The organism is Ruegeria sp. CG8, assembly GCF_056537165.1.
This window is the reverse complement of record NZ_JBQFRA010000002.1, coordinates 255,734-274,471: the sequence shown is the minus strand read 5'-3', so window position 1 is coordinate 274,471 and position 18,738 is coordinate 255,734. Positions and strand designations below refer to the sequence as shown.

Here is an 18,738-nt window from a genome sequence, read left to right as displayed (position 1 = left end):
GGAGTGCAAGGTGCCACGTATTCTTCAGCTGACCCCTTTTGTCCTGTGTTCCTCGCTGAGCCGGCAAATTGCATTCTACTGCGATCGTCTGGGTTTCGCGTGTGGGTTCACGCAAGACAACTATGCTTTTCTCAGGCTTGGCCCGGTTGCAATTCGCCTGCTGGAATGCCCGCCGCGCGCGGATGGCCTGCCGCTGGGCCACGAGCAATCCTTCTATGTCGATGTCGAGGATATAGACGATTTGTACGAAAGCCTGCGTCCCAAACTCGAAGATCTCCCCGAAGGGCGGGTCCGTGCGCCATTCGATCAGCCATATCAACAGCGAGAGTTTCACGTTCTGGATGAGGACGGCACGCTGGTCTTTTTCGGCGAGGGAATCCGCTGAAGCGCGGAAGCTGCGCTGATGGCGCAGACGTCAGAAGGCCACGCCGGTTCCTTGCAAAACGCCATGTTCCAGCGCGTATCGGGTCAGGCCGGCAGTTGATGAGATGCCCAGCTTGCGCTTGATGTTTTTGCGATGGGTTTCGACCGTGCGAACCGAAATATCCAGCGCCAGCGCGACTTCCTTGTTCGACTTGCCCTGCGCCAGTTCCAGGAGGATCGTCTGCTCACGCCCGGTGAGCGCTTCGCGCGCCGCATCCTCTTTCGGTTCCAGCGATCCGATCGCCCCGGTGCACAAATAGCGCTCTCCACGCATGACCGCGTCTATGGCCTGCTTGATTTCGTCCGTCGGCACATCCTTGAGAACGTAGCCCTTGGCCCCATGGCTCAATGCGGTCGAGATGTATTCCGGGCTGTCATGCATCGACAGAATGAGAATGCGGGTATCGGGCAACCGTTCGAGGATCAGTTCAGTGGCGCTGAGCCCCCCGAGCCCCGGCATGTTCAGATCCATCAGGATGACTTCGGGCTGCAGGCGCGCGGCTTGATCCACCGCGTCGCGGCCATTGCCCAACGTGCCGACCACCTTGATGTCGTCAAAGCTCTCGAGGATCGACTGGATGCCCTCGGCGACCATGGGGTGATCGTCGACGATAAGGACTCGGATCGTTTCGGTCATCAGGAACCGGCCTTTCCTTTGGGTGTCGCGTCTTCCTGCGGCGGCAACAGGTGGCTCAGCGGCAGGCTGACTTCGATCACCGTACCACTTTGTGCGCCGCGTGATGACAGGATACGCAGGGATCCGTCAAGCTGTTCTATGCGCTCTTGCATGTTGCGCAGCCCGATCCCGGTGCTGACCCGGCCCGGTCGTGACCGAAGGCCACGGCCGTTGTCGGTGATGCGCATGGTCGCGCCCTTCTTGTGGCCGCGCAGGTCGATCGTGACGCGGGTTGCGCCAGAATGGCGTTCGATATTCGTCAGCGCCTCTTGCGCGATACGGTAGAGGGCGATCTTGCTGTCCTGGTCCAGACGATTGCGGAACACGACGGTCGAGAACTCGGTCTCGATCCCGGTCCGTTCGCGGAAATCATCGGTCAGCGCCTTCAGGGCCGGGCCAAGGCCCAAGTCATCCAATACGCCGGGCCGCAGGTCGCGACTGATGCGACGCACTTCGGTAATCGCGGTGCCCAGGTTGTCGATGCCCTTGTCCAGCGGCGCACGTGCGCCGTCATGATCGCCCTTGGACAGGCGCCGCCGGGCATTGTCCAGTGCATAGCGCACCCCGACCAGGATCTGGCTGATCCCGTCATGCAGTTCACGCGCCACGCGGCCGCGCTCTTCCTCCTGCGCGTCGATGACCCGCTTGGTCAGTTCCTTCAGCTTGGCATCCGCAAGCCGGCGTTCGCGGATGTTCAACAGCATCCCCGAGGCGAAGACGATCAGAACCGCCGCCAGAACGATACCGCCGATATACAGGAACGTGCGTTGCACCCGCGCTTCGACCTCGGCGCGGGCATTGGCTACGGTGGCCACGATGTCGTCGATGAATACACCGGTTCCCACGGCCCAACGCCAATCCTGCAGGCCGACGACATAGGCGATCATCATGGCCTCTTCGCCGGTCGAGGGCTTCTGCCACATGAAACTGTGCCATCCGGCACCCTGCCGGGCCAGGCGGATGAACTCGTCGACGACCGGAACACCCTCGCTGTCCGTCAGGCCCTCCCAGTTCTGATTGATGAACTCGGTCTGGCGCGGGCTAACAAGGTTGTTGCCGTCATAATCATATACGAAGAAGAACCCGTCCTTTCCGTAAATCATCGCCGACAGGATCTGGGTCACCAGATTCTGGGCAACCTTGTCATCCGGAGACGCGCGTCCGTAGATATAAGCGAAGCCGTTTCGGGCCTGTGTCACGTAATTGCGCAGCTCTTCCTTCTTGGCCTCGATCAGCCGACGCTCCAACGCCTTGATCTCGCGTTCAGCCGTCGCGCGGGCTTCGTAGGCCACCATGACCGCGATCGCGGCCACGGCCACGACCAGCGGAATGGCCGCAACCAGCGACAGCTTCTGAGCGTAGGTCAGTGAAAGCAGAGCGCGGAGTTTCCCCATGGTCGAATCGATACGCAAGCGGGGGTGAAATTGCAAAGAGATTGGGCATTCCGGCGCTCGAAACGCCCAGGACTCGCGGTTTGCGGGTCAAAATGAGCCCCTCATTTGCGCGTTCCGCAGAAAAAACCATCCGATCTACGTAGTAATAGGTATTCCTTTTCAAACGGCCTTCATTAGGGTGACGCTACCGTAAACGACTGGCTCGGGCGCTGCCCGAGTCGTGACTATGAAGGGGAGGATTACTCTTATGGATCGTCGTAAGTTTCTAAAGACGTCGGCACTGGGCGGCTCGGCCGCAGCGGCAACCGCATTGGCGGCACCCGCCTATGCGCAGGGCAAGCGCACGCTGACCATGGTTACCTCGTGGGGCCGCGGTCTGGCTGGCGTGTTCGACAGCGCGCAGCGTTGCGCCGACAGCATCACCGCAATGTCCGACGGCAACCTGACGGTTGACATCAAGGCAGCGGGCGAACTGGTGGGCGCGTTCGAAGTGTTCGACGCCGTCTCGTCGGGTCAGGCTGACATGTACCATGCCGCCGACTATTACTTTGTCGGTCAGCACCCGGGCTACGCGTTCTTCACGGCCGTTCCGTTCGGTATGACCGCGCAGGAACTGGTGAACTGGTACTATTTCGATGGCGGCATGGAGCTGCATGACGAACTGGGCCAGATCTTCGGCCTGAAATCGTTCCTGGCAGGCAACACCGGTGCGCAGGCCGGCGGCTGGTACTCGAAAGAGATCAATAGCCCCGAAGACTTCAACGGCCTGAAGTTCCGTATGCCGGGTCTGGGCGGCAAGGCGCTGGGCAAGCTGGGCGCATCGGTTCAGAACATTCCGGGTTCGGAAGTGTATCAGGCGCTGTCCTCGGGTGCCATCGACGGCACCGAGTGGATCGGTCCCTGGGCCGACGAAAAGGCCGGTTTCCAGGAGATCACCAAGATCTACTACACCGCCGGTTTCCACGAGCCGGGCGCAGGCCTGTCGCTGGCCACCAACCGCGACGTGTTCGAAAGCCTCTCGCCGGCGCACCAGAAGATCATCGAAATCGCTGCCGGCGAAGCGCACCAGTGGAACCTGGCACAGTTCCTGGCCAACAACGGCGCGGCGCTGCAGCGTCTGCAGGCCGGTGGCGTGAAGGTCATGGAATTCCCCGACAGTGTCTGGGATGCCTTCGGACAAGCCAGCCAGGAAGTTCTGGCCGAGAACATGAGCGACGAGCTGTTCAAGAAGATCCACGACAGCGCGATGGCATCGATGAAGGCCTCGTCGTCGTGGCTGAACATGTCGTCGGGCGTCTACACCGCGCAGCGCGACCGCGTTCTGGGCTAACTGGCCGTCTGGCAATCAAACGGTTTCCCCGCCCCGCGCGGGGAAGCCTTTCCTGTTGCAGATGCGCGGATCGCACGGTTTTCCGCTATAATCAGCGTCGCAACCAACGGGACCTGGGGACATTATGCAGGACGAAAACGGTATCTCGTTCTTCGGCGCCCTGTGGAACGGACTGGTCTGGTTCGTTCAGAGCATCGCCGAAGCCTTCTATAATTTCGGATACGCCATCACGCATCCGCAGCTGTGGCTGAACTGGTCGGACAAAGAAGCAATCATGCGCTTTGTCTACTACGGCGGGTCGGTCGAGTTCTTTTTCGTGGTCTTCACGATCTTCCTCGTGCTGACCGCGATCGGGCTTTATTTCCGCGGCTTCATGTGGGGCATGGTGCGCGTTTTGGAAGGGTTCGCCAACACGACCGGGCGTTTCTTTGCCTGGGCGGGCCTGCTGATGGTGATCCAGCAAATCGTCATCGTATTCATGCAGCGCGTATTCGCGCGGCCTGACATGGCGTTTGGTCTGGGTATCCCGTTTCAGATGGATATCAGCTGGTACGCCGAAGAGCTGAAGCTGTACAACGCGCTCGTCGTCTGCCTGTGCTGCACCTATACCTTCGTGCAGGGCGGCCACGTCCGCGTGGACCTCGTATATGCCGGCATCTCGCACCGGGCCAAGCGCGTGGTCGACATGCTGGGCTCGATCCTGTTCATGATGCCCATCGCCGTGCTGACCTGGATGTATGGCTGGTACTTCATGTGGCGTCACCTGATCGTGCCGAAGCCCTCGGCCAGCGACACGCTGGATCGGCTGGTGATGAAATCCCGCGCGCTGCGCTGGAACGTCGAAACCATCGGCTTCAGCCCCAACGGTTTCAATGCCTACTTCCTGTTCAAGATCCTGCTTGTGGCCTTTGCCGCGATGGTGTTCCTGCACGCGATCGCGTTCTTCTACCGGTCCTATCTCGAATATGTCGAAGGCCCGGAAAGCGCTGGAAAATACCTCGACAAGGATAGCCTTGGCGATGGTGAAGAAGCCTACGAAGGCACACATTAAGGACGGAGACCAAGACAATGCTATTCGGACTTGATGGCGTCGAGATAGGCCTCATTATCGTATTCCTCTGCCTGTTTGGTGGAATTCTCAGCGGCTTTCCGGTGGCGTTTGCCATCGGCGGGGCCGGCATCATCTCTTTCGGGATCATCGCCGCGCTGGACAGCGCCGGATTGTTGATCCACCAGGCGATCGACACAAGCTCGCAAGCCTATCGGGACATCGTGAACTCGGGTGTGAAACCCGATGTGATATCCGTGTTCCGATACCCGGACCTGCCAAGGATCGCCGAGCCGGTCTTTGTTCAGGGTTGGGAAACCGCGTTGGACCGCAACGTGTCCTTCATCGTGAACCGTATCAACGAACGAGTTCTGGCCGGTCAGTCGATCGAGACTCTGCTGGCGGTGCTGATGTTCGTGCTGATGGGCATCACGCTGGAACGCTCGAAAATCGCCAACGATCTGCTGACCACGATGGCGCGCGTCTTTGGCCCGCTGCCGGGTGGTCTGGCGGTGTCGATCGTGGTTGTGGGGGCATTCCTTGCAGCTTCGACCGGGATTGTGGGCGCGACCGTGGTGACGATGGGCTTGCTGGCCTTGCCAACCATGCTGCGCAACAACTACTCGCCAGAGCTGGCGACGGGTGTGATCGCGGCCTCGGGCACGCTGGGGCAGATCATACCGCCCTCGATCGTGATCGTTCTGCTGGGCACGCTGGCGGGTGACCTGTATTCGACGGCGCAGGAGACCCGCGCAGTCGAAGCGGGCTGTACCGACGCGCTGACCTATCTGGGCGAGCCGGCCGTGGTTTCGGTGGGGACGCTCTTCCAGGCGGCGCTGCTGCCGGGGATCATGCTGGCGCTGCTCTATGCGCTTTATGCCTTTGGCTACGCGCTGCTCAACCCGCACAAGGCACCTGCGGTCGAACTGTCAGGCGGCAGCGGCGAGACCATCACCCGCTCGGAAGGCCTGACCTGGCTGCTGGGTGCCCCGGTCGCACTGATCGTGGGCGCAGTTCTGCTGGGAAGCGCCGGTGTCATTGGCAGCCAGAATATCACGGTTTCCGGCTTCTCGGACATCGGTGAGGCAGCCTCGCTGCGCACCAACGTGTCCGAGGAGTGCAAGGCCTCGATGATCGACCTGCACGGCCAGGCGGCCTGGGACAAGGCCGTGGCCGAGCAGGAAGCCATCGATGCTGCCGGTGGCGCAACCGAAGCGCAACGGCTGAGCGAAGAAGAACTGGCCTCGGCCCGTGAAGCCAAGATTGCGGCTGCCGCCCCGATCGGCACCGGTGTTGCGGTCATGGTCGTACTGCTGGGTCTGACGCTGGTTCTGGGTCGCGGCATCGCGCCCTCGCGATCGCCGCAGCCGCTGATCGTGGGTGCAATCGGGCTGATCCTGATGCTGCTGGTCGATGTGCTGCTGATTGCGCCGACCACCTCGTCGGGGGCCACCTTCCTGCTGCTGGCGCTGCCTTTCGGGCTTGCCATGTATGGCTGCAAGGAAGCGGCGGCGCGCTGTGCGACCAATGATCTGATCCGCGTGGTATTCCCGCCGCTGGTTCTGATCATCGCGGTACTTGGATCGATCCTGGGTGGTGTGACCAACCCGACTCCGGCAGCAGCGCTGGGGGCAGGCGGGGCCATCATGCTGGCGGCCTATCGCAAACTGCAGGATCAGGGACGGTCGGGCAAAGTGATCATCTGGTCCACCTTCGCTGTCATCATCTGCCTTCTGCTGGGTGTCAACTTTGACCTCCGCGTGAACCAAGGCGATGTAAGCGTCGAGACCTGGATTGCGTTCATCCTGGCCTATGCCACCTACCTCTATGCGCTGTTCGGCCTGCTGTTCGCCTGCTGGGTGCTGTATGCCAGCGGTGTTCTGACACCGGTGGTGCGGGAAACCGCCAAGGTGACCTCGATGGTCTTCACCATCCTGATCGGATCGCAGCTGCTGAACCTGGTGGTGATCTCGTTCGGCGGGGAACACTATATCCAGCAGTTCCTCAAGAGCTTTGACAACGAGTTCACGGTCTTCCTGATCGTGATGCTGGTGCTGTTCATCCTGGGCTTCGTGCTGGACTTCCTCGAGATCATCTACATCGTGATCCCGATCGTGGGTCCGGTGATCTATGGCGGGTCGTTCGACCCGAAATGGGTGACGATCATGGTGGCGGTGAACCTGCAGACCTCGTTCTTGACGCCGCCATTTGGCTTCGCGCTGTTCTATCTGCGCGGCGTGGCGCCGAAAGAGGTAACGACGGGCCATATCTACCGCGGGATCATCCCCTTCGTGCTGATCCAGGTGGTTGGCATCGGAATCCTGTGGTTCTTCCCGTCGATCGTGACGATCGTGCCGGACCTGATCCCGAACTGATCGGTGATGGCGTTGTCAAACTGAAAAGGGGGCCGCGAGGCCCCCTTTGCTTTGGTCCCGGCTGACGCCGGTTGTCAGGTGAACTGGATCAGGTCCCAACGGTTCCCGAACGGATCCTGCCAGACGGCAACGATGCCATAGGGTTCGTGGCGGGGCTCTTCCTCGAACCGGACCCCGTTGGCCAGCATGTCTGCGTGATCGCGGGCGAAATCATCGGTTCTGAGGAAAAACCCGACACGACCTCCGGTCTGATTACCGATTGCGGCCCGTTGGCTGTCTCCGTCAGCCTTGGCCAACAGCAGAGCTGCCCCATCGCTGCCGGGGGGCGTAACCAAAACCCATCGTTTGCCTTCGCCCAGATCGATTTCCTGGGTCAGCCGGAACCGAAGCGTCTTGGTGTAGAACGCGATCGCGTCATCATAGTCCGGCACCACCAAGGTGACGGCGTGCAAACCTTGCTGCATCGGAATTCAACCTTTGGTAGGGTGGCGATCGGGAAGTTGGATATTCGCGACCTGCTCGGCAATCGGAGCAGTCGAAAGCGGGTGATGCGTTGAGTCGGTGAACGCCTCCGGGTCGTCCACACGCTGCCACCCGCCTTTGACATAGACCTCGAGCCCGGCGAATTTCACCTTGTAGCCCATCTTGGGGCTGCCGGGGACCCAATAGCCCAGATAAACATAGGGCAGCCCGGCCTCGCGCGCGATGTCGATATGATCGAGGATCATATAGGTTCCCAGTGAGCTTTGCGGCTGGTTCGGATCATAGAAGGAATAGACCATGCTCAACCCGTCATCCAGAACATCGGTCAGGCTGACGGCGATCAGGTTTCCGGTCTTGGGGTCGGCATATTCAACGACGCGGCTGCGGATCGGAGTCTCCTCGATCATCGCTGCGAATTCGAACACGTCCATATCCGCCATGCCGCCATCAGCGTGCCGTGTGTCCAGGTACCGCCGAAACAGCTCGTACTGGTCGTCGGTGGCCCAAGGTGAGGTCGCGCGTCGCTGAAGATGCGCATTGCGCCGCGCCGCGCGTTTCTGGCTTTTGGTCGGAGAAAATGCCGAGACGTCGATCCGGGCCGACAGGCAGGCCGCACAATCGGTGCAGGAAGGCCTATAAAGTACGTTTTGAGACCGGCGAAAACCCTGCTGCGACAGAGAGTTGTTCAGCTGATCCGCGCCTTCGCCCTGAAGGGCGGTGAACAGCTTACGCTCGATCCTGCCCTCGAGATAAGGGCAGGGCTGTGGTGCAGTCACATAGAACTGCGGCGCAATCGGCAGCGTGTGTCGCATGAAGGCCCCGTGTTTCCTCGGGGCCGATGATAGCAACCGTTTCTGGGGTCGCCAAGTCCCAGAAACGGGCCGTGTCAGGCGCGCTGGTTCAGCATTACGGTGCCGAGGAAGGCATCGGTCAGGCCCTGGTTGCGGGCACTGGTCAGCATCATGATGACCGAGATGATCTGCAGGATCGGAAACGCCATGCTGACAAAGTAACCGGCTGTATGCGCGACGGCCTTGCCGGTATCCATACGTTCGCCAAATGCGTCGCGCAGCTCAATCCCCATAAAGCGCATGCCCAGCGTGGCAGACCCGTTTGCGATGGTGACGACTCGGTAGATGAAACTGACGACCGCATAGATCAGCGCGATGACGAACAGGCCCATGCCGAAGGTCAGCAGAATGGCAACCGTGCACAGCAGCGAAATAAAGGCGATATCGAACAGCCACGCGAAGAAGCGTTTGATCGCAACGGATTTGTAGAAGTCCGGCTGACGATCCGGGTCGGGCAGATGAGACATGAAGGAATTTCCAGTCGGTTGTTGAGGTTTGCCCTGTCCCGCAGAGAGGGGCAGGGCGGTAGGGTATCAGGCGGTTTCGTCCTTGTCGTCCGCCGTATTCTCCTGAGCGCGTTCGTTCATGAACTGGTCGAACTCGGCCTTGTCCTTGGCTTCGCGCAGGCGGTGCAGGAAGGCTTCGAAATCCTGTTGTTCCCGTTCCAGGCGGGCCAGCGTGTCGGCCTTGTAGGCGTCGAATGCGCTGTTGCCCGAGGGCTTCATCGCGCTCATGTGGCTGTGCCAGGAATGGCGGCGGCTGCAGGATTTGCTGAACATGCGTTTGCTCCAGATCATATAGGCCAGAAGGGCCAGGCCGACGGGCCAGAAGAAGATGAAACCAAGGACCATGGCAGCGATCCAGGCGCCTTTGCCCTTGTCGTCAAGCCAGGCCTCTGCACGGTGCAACCATCCCGGGTTGCGGGGGACGGCGTGTTCGGACAATGCGGTCATTTGGGCTCTCCAGGTTGATGTAAATTGTGTTCACATTGATCTAGATGGGGTGGCCCGGCCCGGATGCAAGGGGTGATGTGAAAAAGATTTACATTAAGTGCCCCGGTTGACGGCAGTTCTGATCCTGCGCAACGTGCGGGCATGAACACGCACAACGACAAGCCCGCCCCGACGCTTGAAGAAATCCTGAACCTGGAGCAACAGGTCTGGACCGCTTTGGTCGAGGGTGATGCGCAGGCGGACCGGGCGTTGCTGAGCGCCGATTTTCTGGGCGTATACCCATCCGGTTTCGCCAATCGTGACGATCATGTGGGTCAGTTCGCAGACAGCCCGACCATGGAGTCATATGAGTTGAGCGCGGCGCAACTGCGCGTTTTGACATCGGATATCGTCCTGTTGTCCTACCGGGCGGACTATCAGCGGCCGGGTGCGTCCGCGCGCGAGGCGATGCTGATCTCATCGTTGTGGGAACGCCGGGATGATGGCTGGATCAATACCTTCAGCCAGGACACTCCAGTCGACGTTAACTGACCGGAATTCGCCCATGACCGACAATCTTACCATCCAACGCGTCCCGCGTCCCTACGACCCCGAATTGGGGCGAGAAGCCTGCGCCGCAGTGCCGGATCTGACCGCTGATCAGTCCGAGCTGGTGACCGGTGCCGCAGGCAGCAGCCCGTACCTCAAGAGCTTGATCGACCGTGAGCGCAATTGGCTGGCCCCGGCGCTGGATCGGCCGCAGCACGGCTTTGCGCAGATCATGGACGACGCACGCGCGCTGGCTCCTGACCAGTTGAAACCGGGCCTGAGGCAGGCCAAGCATCGGCTTGCCTTGCTGACGGCCCTGGCCGACCTTTCCGGAGCTTGGAACCTCGAGCAGGTCACGACGGCACTGACCGACTTTGCGGCGCTTGCCGTGGACATCGCGGCCAAGGCCGAGATCGCGGCGCTGATCCGGCGCAAGAAGCTGCCCGGCATGACCGAAGACGACGTCGAAACCGCCGCGGGGATGGTGATCCTGGCGATGGGCAAGATGGGTGCGCACGAACTGAACTACAGCTCGGATATCGACCTGATCGTGCTGTTCGACGAAACCCGGTACGATCCCGACGATTTCTATGAGGCGCGGCAGGGCATGGTGCGGGCCACGCGCAATTTCTGCGCTACGCTCAGCGACAAGACGGCCGATGGGTACGTGTTCCGCACCGATCTGCGCCTGCGCCCCGATCCTGCGGTCACCCCCGTCTGCATGGCGACCGAGGCGGCCGAGCGCTATTACGAAAGCCTAGGCCGCACATGGGAGCGTGCAGCCTATATCAAGGCCCGCCCTTGCGCCGGTGACATCGCCGCCGGGCAGCGGTTTCTGGAGACCCTGCGGCCCTTTGTCTGGCGCCGCCATCTGGATTTCGCCGCCATCCAGGACGCTCACGACATGCGCCTGCGCATCCGCGAGAACAAGGGCACCGGGGGGGCTCTGACGATCCCCGGCCATGACATGAAGCTGGGGCAGGGCGGCATTCGCGAAATCGAGTTCTTTACCCAGACGCGGCAGTTGATTGCCGGGGGCCGCGACCCCGACCTGCGCGTGCGCGGCACGGTGCCGGGACTGGCCGCGCTGGCAGCCAAGGACTGGGTGCCGCAGGACGTGGCCGACAAGTTGACCGACCATTACCGCGCACATCGCGAGGTCGAGCACCGCATCCAGATGGTGCATGACGCGCAGACCCACAAGGTGCCGCAGTCGTCCGACGGGATCGAGCGCATCGCCTGCCTGATGGGCACCACCAGCGCCGACCTGACAGCCGATCTGACACGCCGCCTGACCGAGGTGCACGAGCTGACCGAGGGCTTTTTCGCGCCCGGCGCCGGCCCCGCGCCGACCGCAGCGCCCCCGGTTGAGTTCGACGCCGGCGTTCTGGCCCGGTGGACAACCTATCCCGCGCTGCGTTCGCAACGGGGCGCGCGCATTTTCGAGCGGCTCAAACCCGAATTGCTGGCCCGGCTGGCCAAGACCGCCCGTCCCGACGAGGCGCTGCTGGCGCTGGATGGGTTTCTGGCCGGATTGCCCGCTGGTGTGCAGCTGTTTTCGCTGTTCGAAGCCAACCCGCATCTGATCGACCTGCTGGTCGACATCGTCGGAACCTCGCATGCACTGGCCGCGCACCTGTCGCGCAATGCGCAGGTGTTCGACGCGGTGATCGGTGGCAGCTTCTTTGCCGATTGGCCCGGTCAGTCCGCCTTGCAGGCTGAACTGTCCCACGCGCTGGCGGCTGAGTCGGACTATGAAACGCAGCTGGATCTGGCGCGGCGCTGGTGCAAGGAATGGCATTTCCGTATCGGTGTGCACCACCTGCGCGGTCTGATCGACGGATTGCAGGCCGGGCGGCAATACGCGGACCTCGCGCAGGTTGTCATCGCCGCGATCTTACCCTGCGTAGAGCGGCAGTTTGCGCAGAAGCACGGCTCCCCCCCAGGGCGTGGCGCTGTGGTGCTGGGCATGGGGTCGTTGGGGGCCGCTCGGCTGAACTCGCAATCCGATCTGGACATGATCGTGATCTACGACCCGCAAGCGGTGGACATGTCCGACGGCCCCAAGCCACTGGCCACGCGAACCTACTATGCGCGCTTTACACAGGCGCTGATTACCGCCCTGTCGGCACCGATGGCGCAAGGACGGTTGTACGAGGTCGACATGCGACTGCGGCCGTCCGGCAATCAGGGGCCAGTCGCCACAAGCTGGGCCAGCTTCACTCATTACCAACAAGAGGAAGCCTGGGTTTGGGAGCATCTGGCCTTGACCCGCGCGCGTGCAGTCGCAGGCAACACGGATCTGGCAGACGATTTCGAAGCTTTCCGCACGCAATTCCTGTCTCGCCCGCGCGACAAGGATCAGGTCCTGCGCGAAGTGTCCGACATGCGCGCACGCCTCGCGGCCGCGAAATCGCCCGCCGGTGTCTGGGATGTCAAGAACGGCCCCGGCCGTCTGCTGGATATCGAACTGATGGCCGAAACCGGCGCACTGTTGTCCGGAGCGCCACAGCGCGACGTCGACTCGGGCTTGGACGGAGCGGTCGCTGCGGGTCTCTTGGATGTCGCTCAGGCGCAGGTGTTGAAGGACGCATATGACCTATGCTGGTCGGTGCAATGCGCGGCGCGGCTACTGTCGGGCAAGGTGATCGAGGCCGACAAGATCGGGCAGGGGGGCACGGCCTTTCTGTGTCGGGCGACCGGATTCGAGCAGGTCGAGCAGTTACAGTCCACCTTGCAAGACAGCTATGCTGCCGCAGCCGAAGTGATCGGCGCGGTGATCGAGGAGAGTGCGGATGGCGCGCAGTGACGACCCGAACGACCCCAAGGGCCTGATCCGCGAGGCCTATCGCATCGACGGAATCACGCTGCCCGAGTGTCGCAGCATCTTTTTGGACTGGGCGCTCAGCCTTCCGGACGGGCGCGACCAGAAGCAGACGCTGACCGAGTTGCATGCTGTCTATACCGCACAGGATGCCGACCATCCCATGACACAGGTTCTGCGCGAAGGGCTGGACACCGCGCAGGCTCCGCGCAGGCGCGGCGGCTGGCGGGCGCGCCAACGCTGACGGATCGCCAGAGGGGCTTTTCTGCCCGCGCAATCGCGACTATGAGGGCGCCATGACCCAAGCCGACATGCCCGACCGCCCCAGAATCCGTTTGAAACCCAAAGCCAACGCGCGCGGTCTGCGCCACGGCTTTCCCTGGGTCTATGCCAATGACATCGTCACCGACCGGCGCACCCGCAAGATCGCGCCTGGTGTGCTGGCCGTGCTTGAGGATGACAAACGCGCCCCGATCGCGTTGGTGGCAGTGAACCCGGATTCCAAGATCATGTGCCGGGTGTTGGATCGCGACCTGTCGGCGCAGCTGGATGCCGGGTGGTTCGAAACCCGCCTGCGCCGCGCGCTCGACCTGCGCGAACGGCTGTTCGATGCGCCCTTCTACCGGCTGGTCCATGCCGAGGCCGACGGTTTTCCCGGTGTCATCATTGACCGGTTCGGAGACGCCTGCGTGATCCAGCCCAACGCCGCCTGGGCCGAAGCGCACCTGGACCTTCTGACCGACGCGCTGGTATCGGTGACGGGGGTGACGACCGTGCTCAAGAACGCCTCGGGCCGCACCCGCGGGCTGGAAGGTCTGGATGACGTGAGCCAGACCCTGCGCGGCACCGCGCCCGATGCCCCGCTGCCCGTTCCGATGAACGGCGCAACTTACATGGCCGACCTGACCGGGGGCCAGAAAACCGGGCTGTTCTACGACCAGCGCCCCAACCACGCCTTTGCTGCCCGGCTGGCGGGCCCCGGTGCGCATGTGCTGGACGTGTTCAGCCACGTGGGCGGGTTTGGCCTGGCCATGCTGGCCGGTGGGGCCGACCACGCGCTGTCAGTCGATGGCTCGGCTGCTGCGCTAACCCTAGCCGAGCAGGGTGCCGCCGCATCGGGCTTCGGTGACCGCTTTGAAACCCGACAGGGCGATGCTTTCGACGTTCTGACCCAGCTGGGTGAGGACGGTGCGCAGTTCGACGTGGTCATCTGCGATCCGCCGGCCTTTGCGCCGTCGAGACAGGCGCTGGATGCCGGGCTGCGGGCCTATGAGCGGATCGCCCGTCTGGCCGCGCCGCTTGTCAAACCGGGGGGGTATCTGGGCCTGTGTTCCTGCTCGCATGCCGCCGACCTGACCCGTTTTCGCGAGGCCTGCGCCCGCGGCATCGGCCGGGCCGGGCGTCAGGCGCAGATGATCCACACCGGCTTTGCCGGACCAGACCATCCGCAACTGCCGCAACTGGCCGAGAGCGGCTATCTGAAATCCGTGTTCTACCGGCTGTGAAGGCGGTTCTCGACACCTGCGTCATCTACCCGACGGTGATGCGCGAGATGCTGCTGGGCGTAGCCGCGCGGGGCCATTTCACCCCGCTCTGGTCGGCTCGCATCCTCGAAGAATGGGCCCGCGCCGCCCGCAAACTCGGCCCCGAGGGCGAGGCACAGGCCCGGGCCGAAATCGCTTTGGTGCAGGCACATTGGCCACAGGCCGAACGCCCCGAGGCACCCGGCCTCGAACAGCGCCTCTGGCTTCCCGATCCGGCCGACACGCATGTGCTGGCCACCGCGGTCGCCGCTTCGGCCGATACGATCATCACCGTGAATGCCAAAGACTTTCCAAGGAATATTTTGGCGGAAGAGGGCCTTGCACGTATCGATCCCGACAGCTTCCTTCACGGCATCTGGCAGAATGATCCGACCAGTGTCGAACGGGTGGCTCAATCGGTTCTGACCGAAGCCAACCGCCTGTCGGGCGACAGATGGACTCTGCGCGCATTGATGAAAAAAGCCCGCCTGCCGCGTCTCGGCAAGGCTTTGGCGGCCTGACTCTTCCCCTGGCTCCAAATATCGCGAGAGGGTGGCCTCCGCATCCTGCTTCTCAGCCACGCTCCCAACGCTGCTCAAGGGCCTCCAGCGCGGCGATCCGCTCGTCCGTCTTGGGATGGCTCATCAGCCAGGCCGGAACCACGCCCGCCCGCTGCTGGGTGAGATCCTCTAACTTGTGAAACAGGGATATCTGCGGCCCGATCCCGATTCCGGCCTTGGTCAGCAGGGCGGCTGCGTATTCGTCCGCCTCGTACTCGTCCGCCCGCGACAGGCGCGAGGCCAGCAGCGCGGTCAGCGCATTTGCGATCCACGCGCCGATGAAGGGAATGAACCGGTTGAGCAGCATCATCAGCGCCGCCCGCATCGCGTTCTGACCGGAAAAATCGATCATCCGCCGCCGGGCGTGGCCCAGCGCCACATGGCCCAGTTCATGCGCGATGACGCTGGCCATCTCCTCGGCCGAAACCTCGCCGTTGCGGAACTTGCGATAGAATCCACGGGTGATGAAGATGCGCCCGTCCGGCGCGGCCAGCCCGTTCACCGGGTCGATTTCGTAGATATAGACCGGCACGCGCGCCACATCCAAGGCGGCGGCCAGGCGGTCGGTCATCCGCTTTAACTCGGGATCGGCCAGCTCGGTCGACTTCGCATCCAGCTCGCGATGGGTGCGCCAGACGGAAATCCGATACATCACAATGGCATAGGCGATCGCCAGCAGAATTGGGGTCAGACGCAACATATCTCAGATATGGGCGGATCGGGATGCGGGGGCAAGTCGTTCCTCATCACTTTCGGGCAACATGGGTGACTTGGGGCAGTTCGTGAGACGGAAATCGCGCGGCGTCAGATCGCAGTTTTCATATTTCAAAGGTTGAAATGAAGGTAAAAGCCTTCTAGGGCACGGCGCACGCTGTGCGAGCGCGCGCTATGCAAGAGGGACAAATGGCCAACAATGATTTAGAAGCCCGGCACCTTGAAACACTGGATCGTGACCTGCGGAGGTTTTCCCGCCTCGAGGTTGCAACGGCGCAGGTCGGGCGGCCGTTCGTCGGATCGGGCATCGCCTTCGTGTTCATTGTGATCGCCGGGATCACGGCTGCATTGTTGTTCGGACAGGCCAGCAACACGATGATCGTCGTGATCGCGGCCATGTTCGGAGCCTACATGGCGCTCAACATCGGGGCGAACGATGTGGCCAACAACATGGCCCCGGCGGTGGGCGCGAACACCCTGACCATGGGCGGCGCCATCGCGATTGCAGCAATTTTCGAAAGCGCCGGCGCCCTGATCGCGGGTGGCGACGTGGTCTCGACCATCGCTAAGGGCATCATCAATACCGAAAGCATGGGAACGGCAACCGTCTTCATCTGGGCCATGATGGCCGCGCTGTTGTCTGCTGCGCTTTGGATCAACCTGGCCACCTGGGTCGGCGCTCCGGTCTCGACCACGCATTCGGTCGTGGGGGGCGTCATGGGGGCAGGGATCGCGGCGGCGGGGTTCGGCGCGGTCAGCTGGGTCAAGATGAGCCAGATCGCTGCAAGCTGGGTCATCTCGCCGCTTCTGGGCGGCATCATCGCCGCCGGGTTCCTGTGGTTCATCAAGGCGCGGATCATCTACCAGGACGACAAGATCGCCGCTGCGCGCAAATGGGTTCCGGTTCTGGTCGGCATCATGGCCGGGGCGTTTGCCTCGTACCTTGCGCTGAAGGGCCTGAAACATCTGTTCAAGATCAACCTGCAGACGGCTCTTGTGATCGGTCTGGTCAGCGGAGTGCTGATCTGGATGGTGACGATCCCGGTCATTCGCCGTCAGGCCGAGGGGCTGGAGAACCGCAACAAGTCGCTGAAGATCCTGTTCGGCATCCCGCTGATCATTTCAGCGGCGCTGCTCAGCTTTGCGCATGGGGCCAATGACGTGGCCAATGCCGTCGGGCCTCTGGCCGCCATCGTTCAGGCTTCGGCAATGGGTGATTTCACCCATGCGGTGAGCATTCCGCCCTGGGTCATGATCATCGGCGCCTTCGGTATCTCGTTCGGCCTGTTCCTGTTCGGGCCCAAGCTGATCCGGGTTGTCGGCAGCCAGATCACCAAGCTGAACCCGATGCGCGCCTATTGCGTGGCGCTGTCGGCGGCGATCACCGTGATCGTGGCCAGCTGGCTTGGCCTGCCGGTCAGTTCGACCCACATCGCCGTGGGCGCAGTGTTCGGTGTCGGGTTCTTCCGGGAATGGGACGCCGAGCGACGCCTGATCAAGGCACGCGGCGCCGTGCCGGAACGCCCGGTGCTTGCCCCCGAAGAGCGCCGCCGCCGCAAGCTGGTGCGTCGGTCGCACTTCCTGACGATCATCGCGGCCTGGGTGATCACCGTGCCTGCAGCGGCCCTGCTTTCGGGTCTACTGTTCTTGGGGATTCAGGCAATCGCCGGATAAAAACAAAACCGGGCTGGCGCTATCGCGTCAGCTCGCGCATGCCGCGTTCCAACCCGGCCAGCGTCATCGGCACCATCCGGTCTTCGAAGATCTCGCGGATCATGCCGATGGAATGGGTGTATTCCCAGTATTTCTCGGGCACCGGGTTGATCCACAGGTTTGACGTCCACTGTTCGCGCGCGCGCTGCAGCCAGACCTGACCGGCCTCGGCGTTCCAGTGCTCGTTTGCGCCGCCGGGATAGGCGATCTCGTAAGGCGACATCGACGCGTCACCTACGAAGATGCACTTGTAGTCGGGGCCGTAGGTCCGCAGCACCTCATGCGTGGGGGTCTGCGCATCCCACCGGCGGCGATTGTCGCGCCAGACGCCTTCGTACAGGCAGTTGTGGAAATAGAAATATTCCAGGTGCTTGAACTCGGACCGCGCGGCCGAGAACAATTCCTCGACCACCTTGATATGCGGGTCCATCGAGCCGCCCACATCGAGAAACAGCAGCACCTTGACCGCATTGTGCCGTTCGGGCCGGGTCTTGACGTCCAGGTATCCGTGCTCGGCCGTGGCGCGGATGGTGCCGTCGAGGTCCAGTTCTTCGGCGGCGCCCTCACGGGCCCAGCGGCGCAGGCGTTTCAGCGCGACCTTGATGTTGCGGGTGCCAAGTTCGACCGTGTCGTCCAGATTGCGGAACTCGCGCTTATCCCAGACCTTGACCGCACGCTGGTGGCGGCTTTCCTTCTGGCCGATGCGCACGCCCTCGGGATTGTAGCCGTAAGCGCCGAAGGGCGAGGTGCCCGCCGTTCCGATCCACTTGTTGCCGCCCTGGTGGCGGCCTTGCTGATCCTTCAGCCGCTCGCGCAGCGTCTCCATCAGCTTGTCGAAACCGCCAAGCGCCTCGATCTCAGCCTTTTCCTCGTCTGACAGGTGCTTCTCGGTCATCTTGGCCAGCCACTCGGCCGGGATGTCCACGGCCTCGAGCACCTGATCGAAGGTGATCTCGGACAGCCCTTCGAAGCTGGCGGCAAAGGCGCGATCGAACTTGTCGATGTTGCGCTCGTCCTTCACCATCGAGACACGGGCGAGGTAATAGAACGCCTCAATGTCGTAGGTGGCCAGCCCCTTTTTCATCCCCTCGAGAAACGTCAGATATTCCCGCAACGAAACGGGGATACCGGCTTTTCTGAGGTTTTCGAAAAAGGGGATGAACATCGGCTCAGCCTATCACCCGCACCAGAACAAGCGAAATGGCCAGTCCCGCCAATGCAAATGCAATGCCGTAGCCGGCTGCATATTGGGCGATGTCCGCGCCGCTGCCTTTGCGTTTTCGTGCCGTCAGCGCGCCCAGAGCCGCCCCGAGGACCGCCATTCCCACAACCACTAGCATGTG

At 62.3% G+C, this 18,738-nt stretch carries 19 protein-coding genes; 10 read left to right on the top strand and 9 right to left on the bottom strand.

Going from position 1 to position 18,738, the window contains the following annotated elements; all coding sequences use genetic code 11:
• Positions 1 to 10 precede the first annotated feature (10 nt).
• Positions 11 to 385: a bleomycin resistance protein gene (locus tag ACR0EF_RS07325; protein WP_170372373.1), complete on the top strand. Its 375-nt coding sequence runs from the start codon at positions 11 to 13 to the stop codon at positions 383 to 385.
• Between the two features lie 30 nt (positions 386 to 415).
• On the opposite strand, the gene ACR0EF_RS07320 is transcribed toward ACR0EF_RS07325, so the two are convergent.
• Together ACR0EF_RS07320 and ACR0EF_RS07315 are read right to left on the bottom strand one after the other, a co-directional pair.
• Positions 416 to 1,060, bottom strand: coding sequence for a response regulator transcription factor (locus ACR0EF_RS07320; RefSeq protein ID WP_170372375.1), 645 nt, complete (start codon positions 1,058 to 1,060; stop codon positions 416 to 418).
• Entirely contained in the window at positions 1,060 to 2,493 is a 1,434-nt protein-coding gene (locus ACR0EF_RS07315; protein ID WP_170338684.1) for a cache domain-containing protein, read from the bottom strand. Before ACR0EF_RS07315 ends, ACR0EF_RS07320 begins: the two co-directional genes overlap by 1 nt.
• A gap of 247 nt (positions 2,494 to 2,740) precedes the next feature.
• Here ACR0EF_RS07315 and ACR0EF_RS07310 point away from each other — a divergent pair, with 247 nt between their 5' ends.
• From ACR0EF_RS07310 to ACR0EF_RS07300, 3 genes are all read left to right on the top strand, one after another.
• The gene (locus ACR0EF_RS07310) at positions 2,741 to 3,823 is read left to right on the top strand and encodes a TRAP transporter substrate-binding protein (protein ID WP_170338175.1); all 1,083 of its coding nucleotides are present in this window, start codon (positions 2,741 to 2,743) and stop codon (positions 3,821 to 3,823) included.
• Positions 3,824 to 3,947: 124 nt separating this feature from the next.
• Positions 3,948 to 4,874: a TRAP transporter small permease subunit gene (locus ACR0EF_RS07305; RefSeq protein ID WP_170370633.1), complete on the top strand. Its 927-nt coding sequence runs from the start codon at positions 3,948 to 3,950 to the stop codon at positions 4,872 to 4,874.
• Between the two features lie 17 nt (positions 4,875 to 4,891).
• The gene (locus ACR0EF_RS07300; protein WP_170358851.1) at positions 4,892 to 7,246 is read left to right on the top strand and encodes a TRAP transporter large permease; all 2,355 of its coding nucleotides are present in this window, start codon (positions 4,892 to 4,894) and stop codon (positions 7,244 to 7,246) included.
• A gap of 74 nt (positions 7,247 to 7,320) precedes the next feature.
• On the opposite strand, the gene ACR0EF_RS07295 is transcribed toward ACR0EF_RS07300, so the two are convergent.
• The 4 genes from ACR0EF_RS07295 to ACR0EF_RS07280 form a co-directional block, all read right to left on the bottom strand.
• Positions 7,321 to 7,710: a VOC family protein gene (locus ACR0EF_RS07295; RefSeq protein ID WP_170372377.1), complete on the bottom strand. Its 390-nt coding sequence runs from the start codon at positions 7,708 to 7,710 to the stop codon at positions 7,321 to 7,323.
• A 6-nt stretch (positions 7,711 to 7,716) separates the two neighbouring features.
• Positions 7,717 to 8,541, bottom strand: a complete 825-nt coding sequence (locus ACR0EF_RS07290) for an arginyltransferase (protein ID WP_093962342.1) — start codon at positions 8,539 to 8,541, stop codon at positions 7,717 to 7,719.
• A gap of 74 nt (positions 8,542 to 8,615) precedes the next feature.
• A complete protein-coding gene (locus ACR0EF_RS07285; RefSeq protein WP_093962341.1) occupies positions 8,616 to 9,047 on the bottom strand; it encodes an RDD family protein in 432 nt (143 codons plus the stop codon).
• Positions 9,048 to 9,113: 66 nt separating this feature from the next.
• Positions 9,114 to 9,533 carry a DUF2852 domain-containing protein gene (locus tag ACR0EF_RS07280; protein WP_170338185.1) on the bottom strand — a complete coding sequence of 140 codons (420 nt, stop codon included), beginning with the start codon at positions 9,531 to 9,533 and terminating at the stop codon, positions 9,114 to 9,116.
• Positions 9,534 to 9,674: 141 nt separating this feature from the next.
• On the opposite strand from ACR0EF_RS07280, the gene ACR0EF_RS07275 reads away from it, so the two are divergent.
• Genes ACR0EF_RS07275 through ACR0EF_RS07255 form a run of 5 tightly spaced genes read left to right on the top strand, consistent with a single transcriptional unit; the run spans position 9,675 to position 14,929 of the window.
• Positions 9,675 to 10,064, top strand: a complete 390-nt coding sequence (locus tag ACR0EF_RS07275) for a nuclear transport factor 2 family protein (RefSeq protein ID WP_170363276.1) — start codon at positions 9,675 to 9,677, stop codon at positions 10,062 to 10,064.
• Positions 10,065 to 10,077: 13 nt separating this feature from the next.
• Positions 10,078 to 12,870, top strand: coding sequence for a [protein-PII] uridylyltransferase family protein (locus ACR0EF_RS07270; RefSeq protein ID WP_170372379.1), 2,793 nt, complete (start codon positions 10,078 to 10,080; stop codon positions 12,868 to 12,870).
• On the top strand, positions 12,857 to 13,129 hold the full coding sequence (locus ACR0EF_RS07265) for a hypothetical protein (RefSeq protein ID WP_170370629.1): 273 nt from the start codon (positions 12,857 to 12,859) through the stop codon (positions 13,127 to 13,129). The genes ACR0EF_RS07270 and ACR0EF_RS07265 overlap by 14 nt, the downstream gene beginning before the upstream one ends.
• 52 nt (positions 13,130 to 13,181) lie before the next feature.
• Entirely contained in the window at positions 13,182 to 14,390 is a 1,209-nt protein-coding gene (locus ACR0EF_RS07260) for an RSP_2647 family RNA methyltransferase (RefSeq protein ID WP_170370628.1), read from the top strand.
• Positions 14,387 to 14,929: an RSP_2648 family PIN domain-containing protein gene (locus ACR0EF_RS07255; RefSeq protein WP_170370627.1), complete on the top strand. Its 543-nt coding sequence runs from the start codon at positions 14,387 to 14,389 to the stop codon at positions 14,927 to 14,929. Before ACR0EF_RS07260 ends, ACR0EF_RS07255 begins: the two co-directional genes overlap by 4 nt.
• Positions 14,930 to 14,981: 52 nt before the next feature.
• On the opposite strand, the gene ACR0EF_RS07250 is transcribed toward ACR0EF_RS07255, so the two are convergent.
• Positions 14,982 to 15,668: a M48 family metallopeptidase gene (locus ACR0EF_RS07250; RefSeq protein WP_170370626.1), complete on the bottom strand. Its 687-nt coding sequence runs from the start codon at positions 15,666 to 15,668 to the stop codon at positions 14,982 to 14,984.
• Positions 15,669 to 15,871: 203 nt separating this feature from the next.
• Between ACR0EF_RS07250 and ACR0EF_RS07245 the strand changes: the two genes are divergently transcribed.
• Positions 15,872 to 17,356 carry an inorganic phosphate transporter gene (locus ACR0EF_RS07245; protein WP_170338705.1) on the top strand — a complete coding sequence of 495 codons (1,485 nt, stop codon included), beginning with the start codon at positions 15,872 to 15,874 and terminating at the stop codon, positions 17,354 to 17,356.
• Between the two features lie 19 nt (positions 17,357 to 17,375).
• Here the strand turns inward: ACR0EF_RS07245 and ACR0EF_RS07240 are convergent, their stop codons facing one another.
• Both ACR0EF_RS07240 and ACR0EF_RS07235 read right to left on the bottom strand, forming a co-directional pair.
• On the bottom strand, positions 17,376 to 18,560 hold the full coding sequence (locus ACR0EF_RS07240; protein ID WP_170372381.1) for a vWA domain-containing protein: 1,185 nt from the start codon (positions 18,558 to 18,560) through the stop codon (positions 17,376 to 17,378).
• A gap of 4 nt (positions 18,561 to 18,564) precedes the next feature.
• Positions 18,565 to 18,735: a hypothetical protein gene (locus tag ACR0EF_RS07235; protein WP_170338198.1), complete on the bottom strand. Its 171-nt coding sequence runs from the start codon at positions 18,733 to 18,735 to the stop codon at positions 18,565 to 18,567.
• Between the last annotated feature and the right edge of the window lie 3 nt (positions 18,736 to 18,738).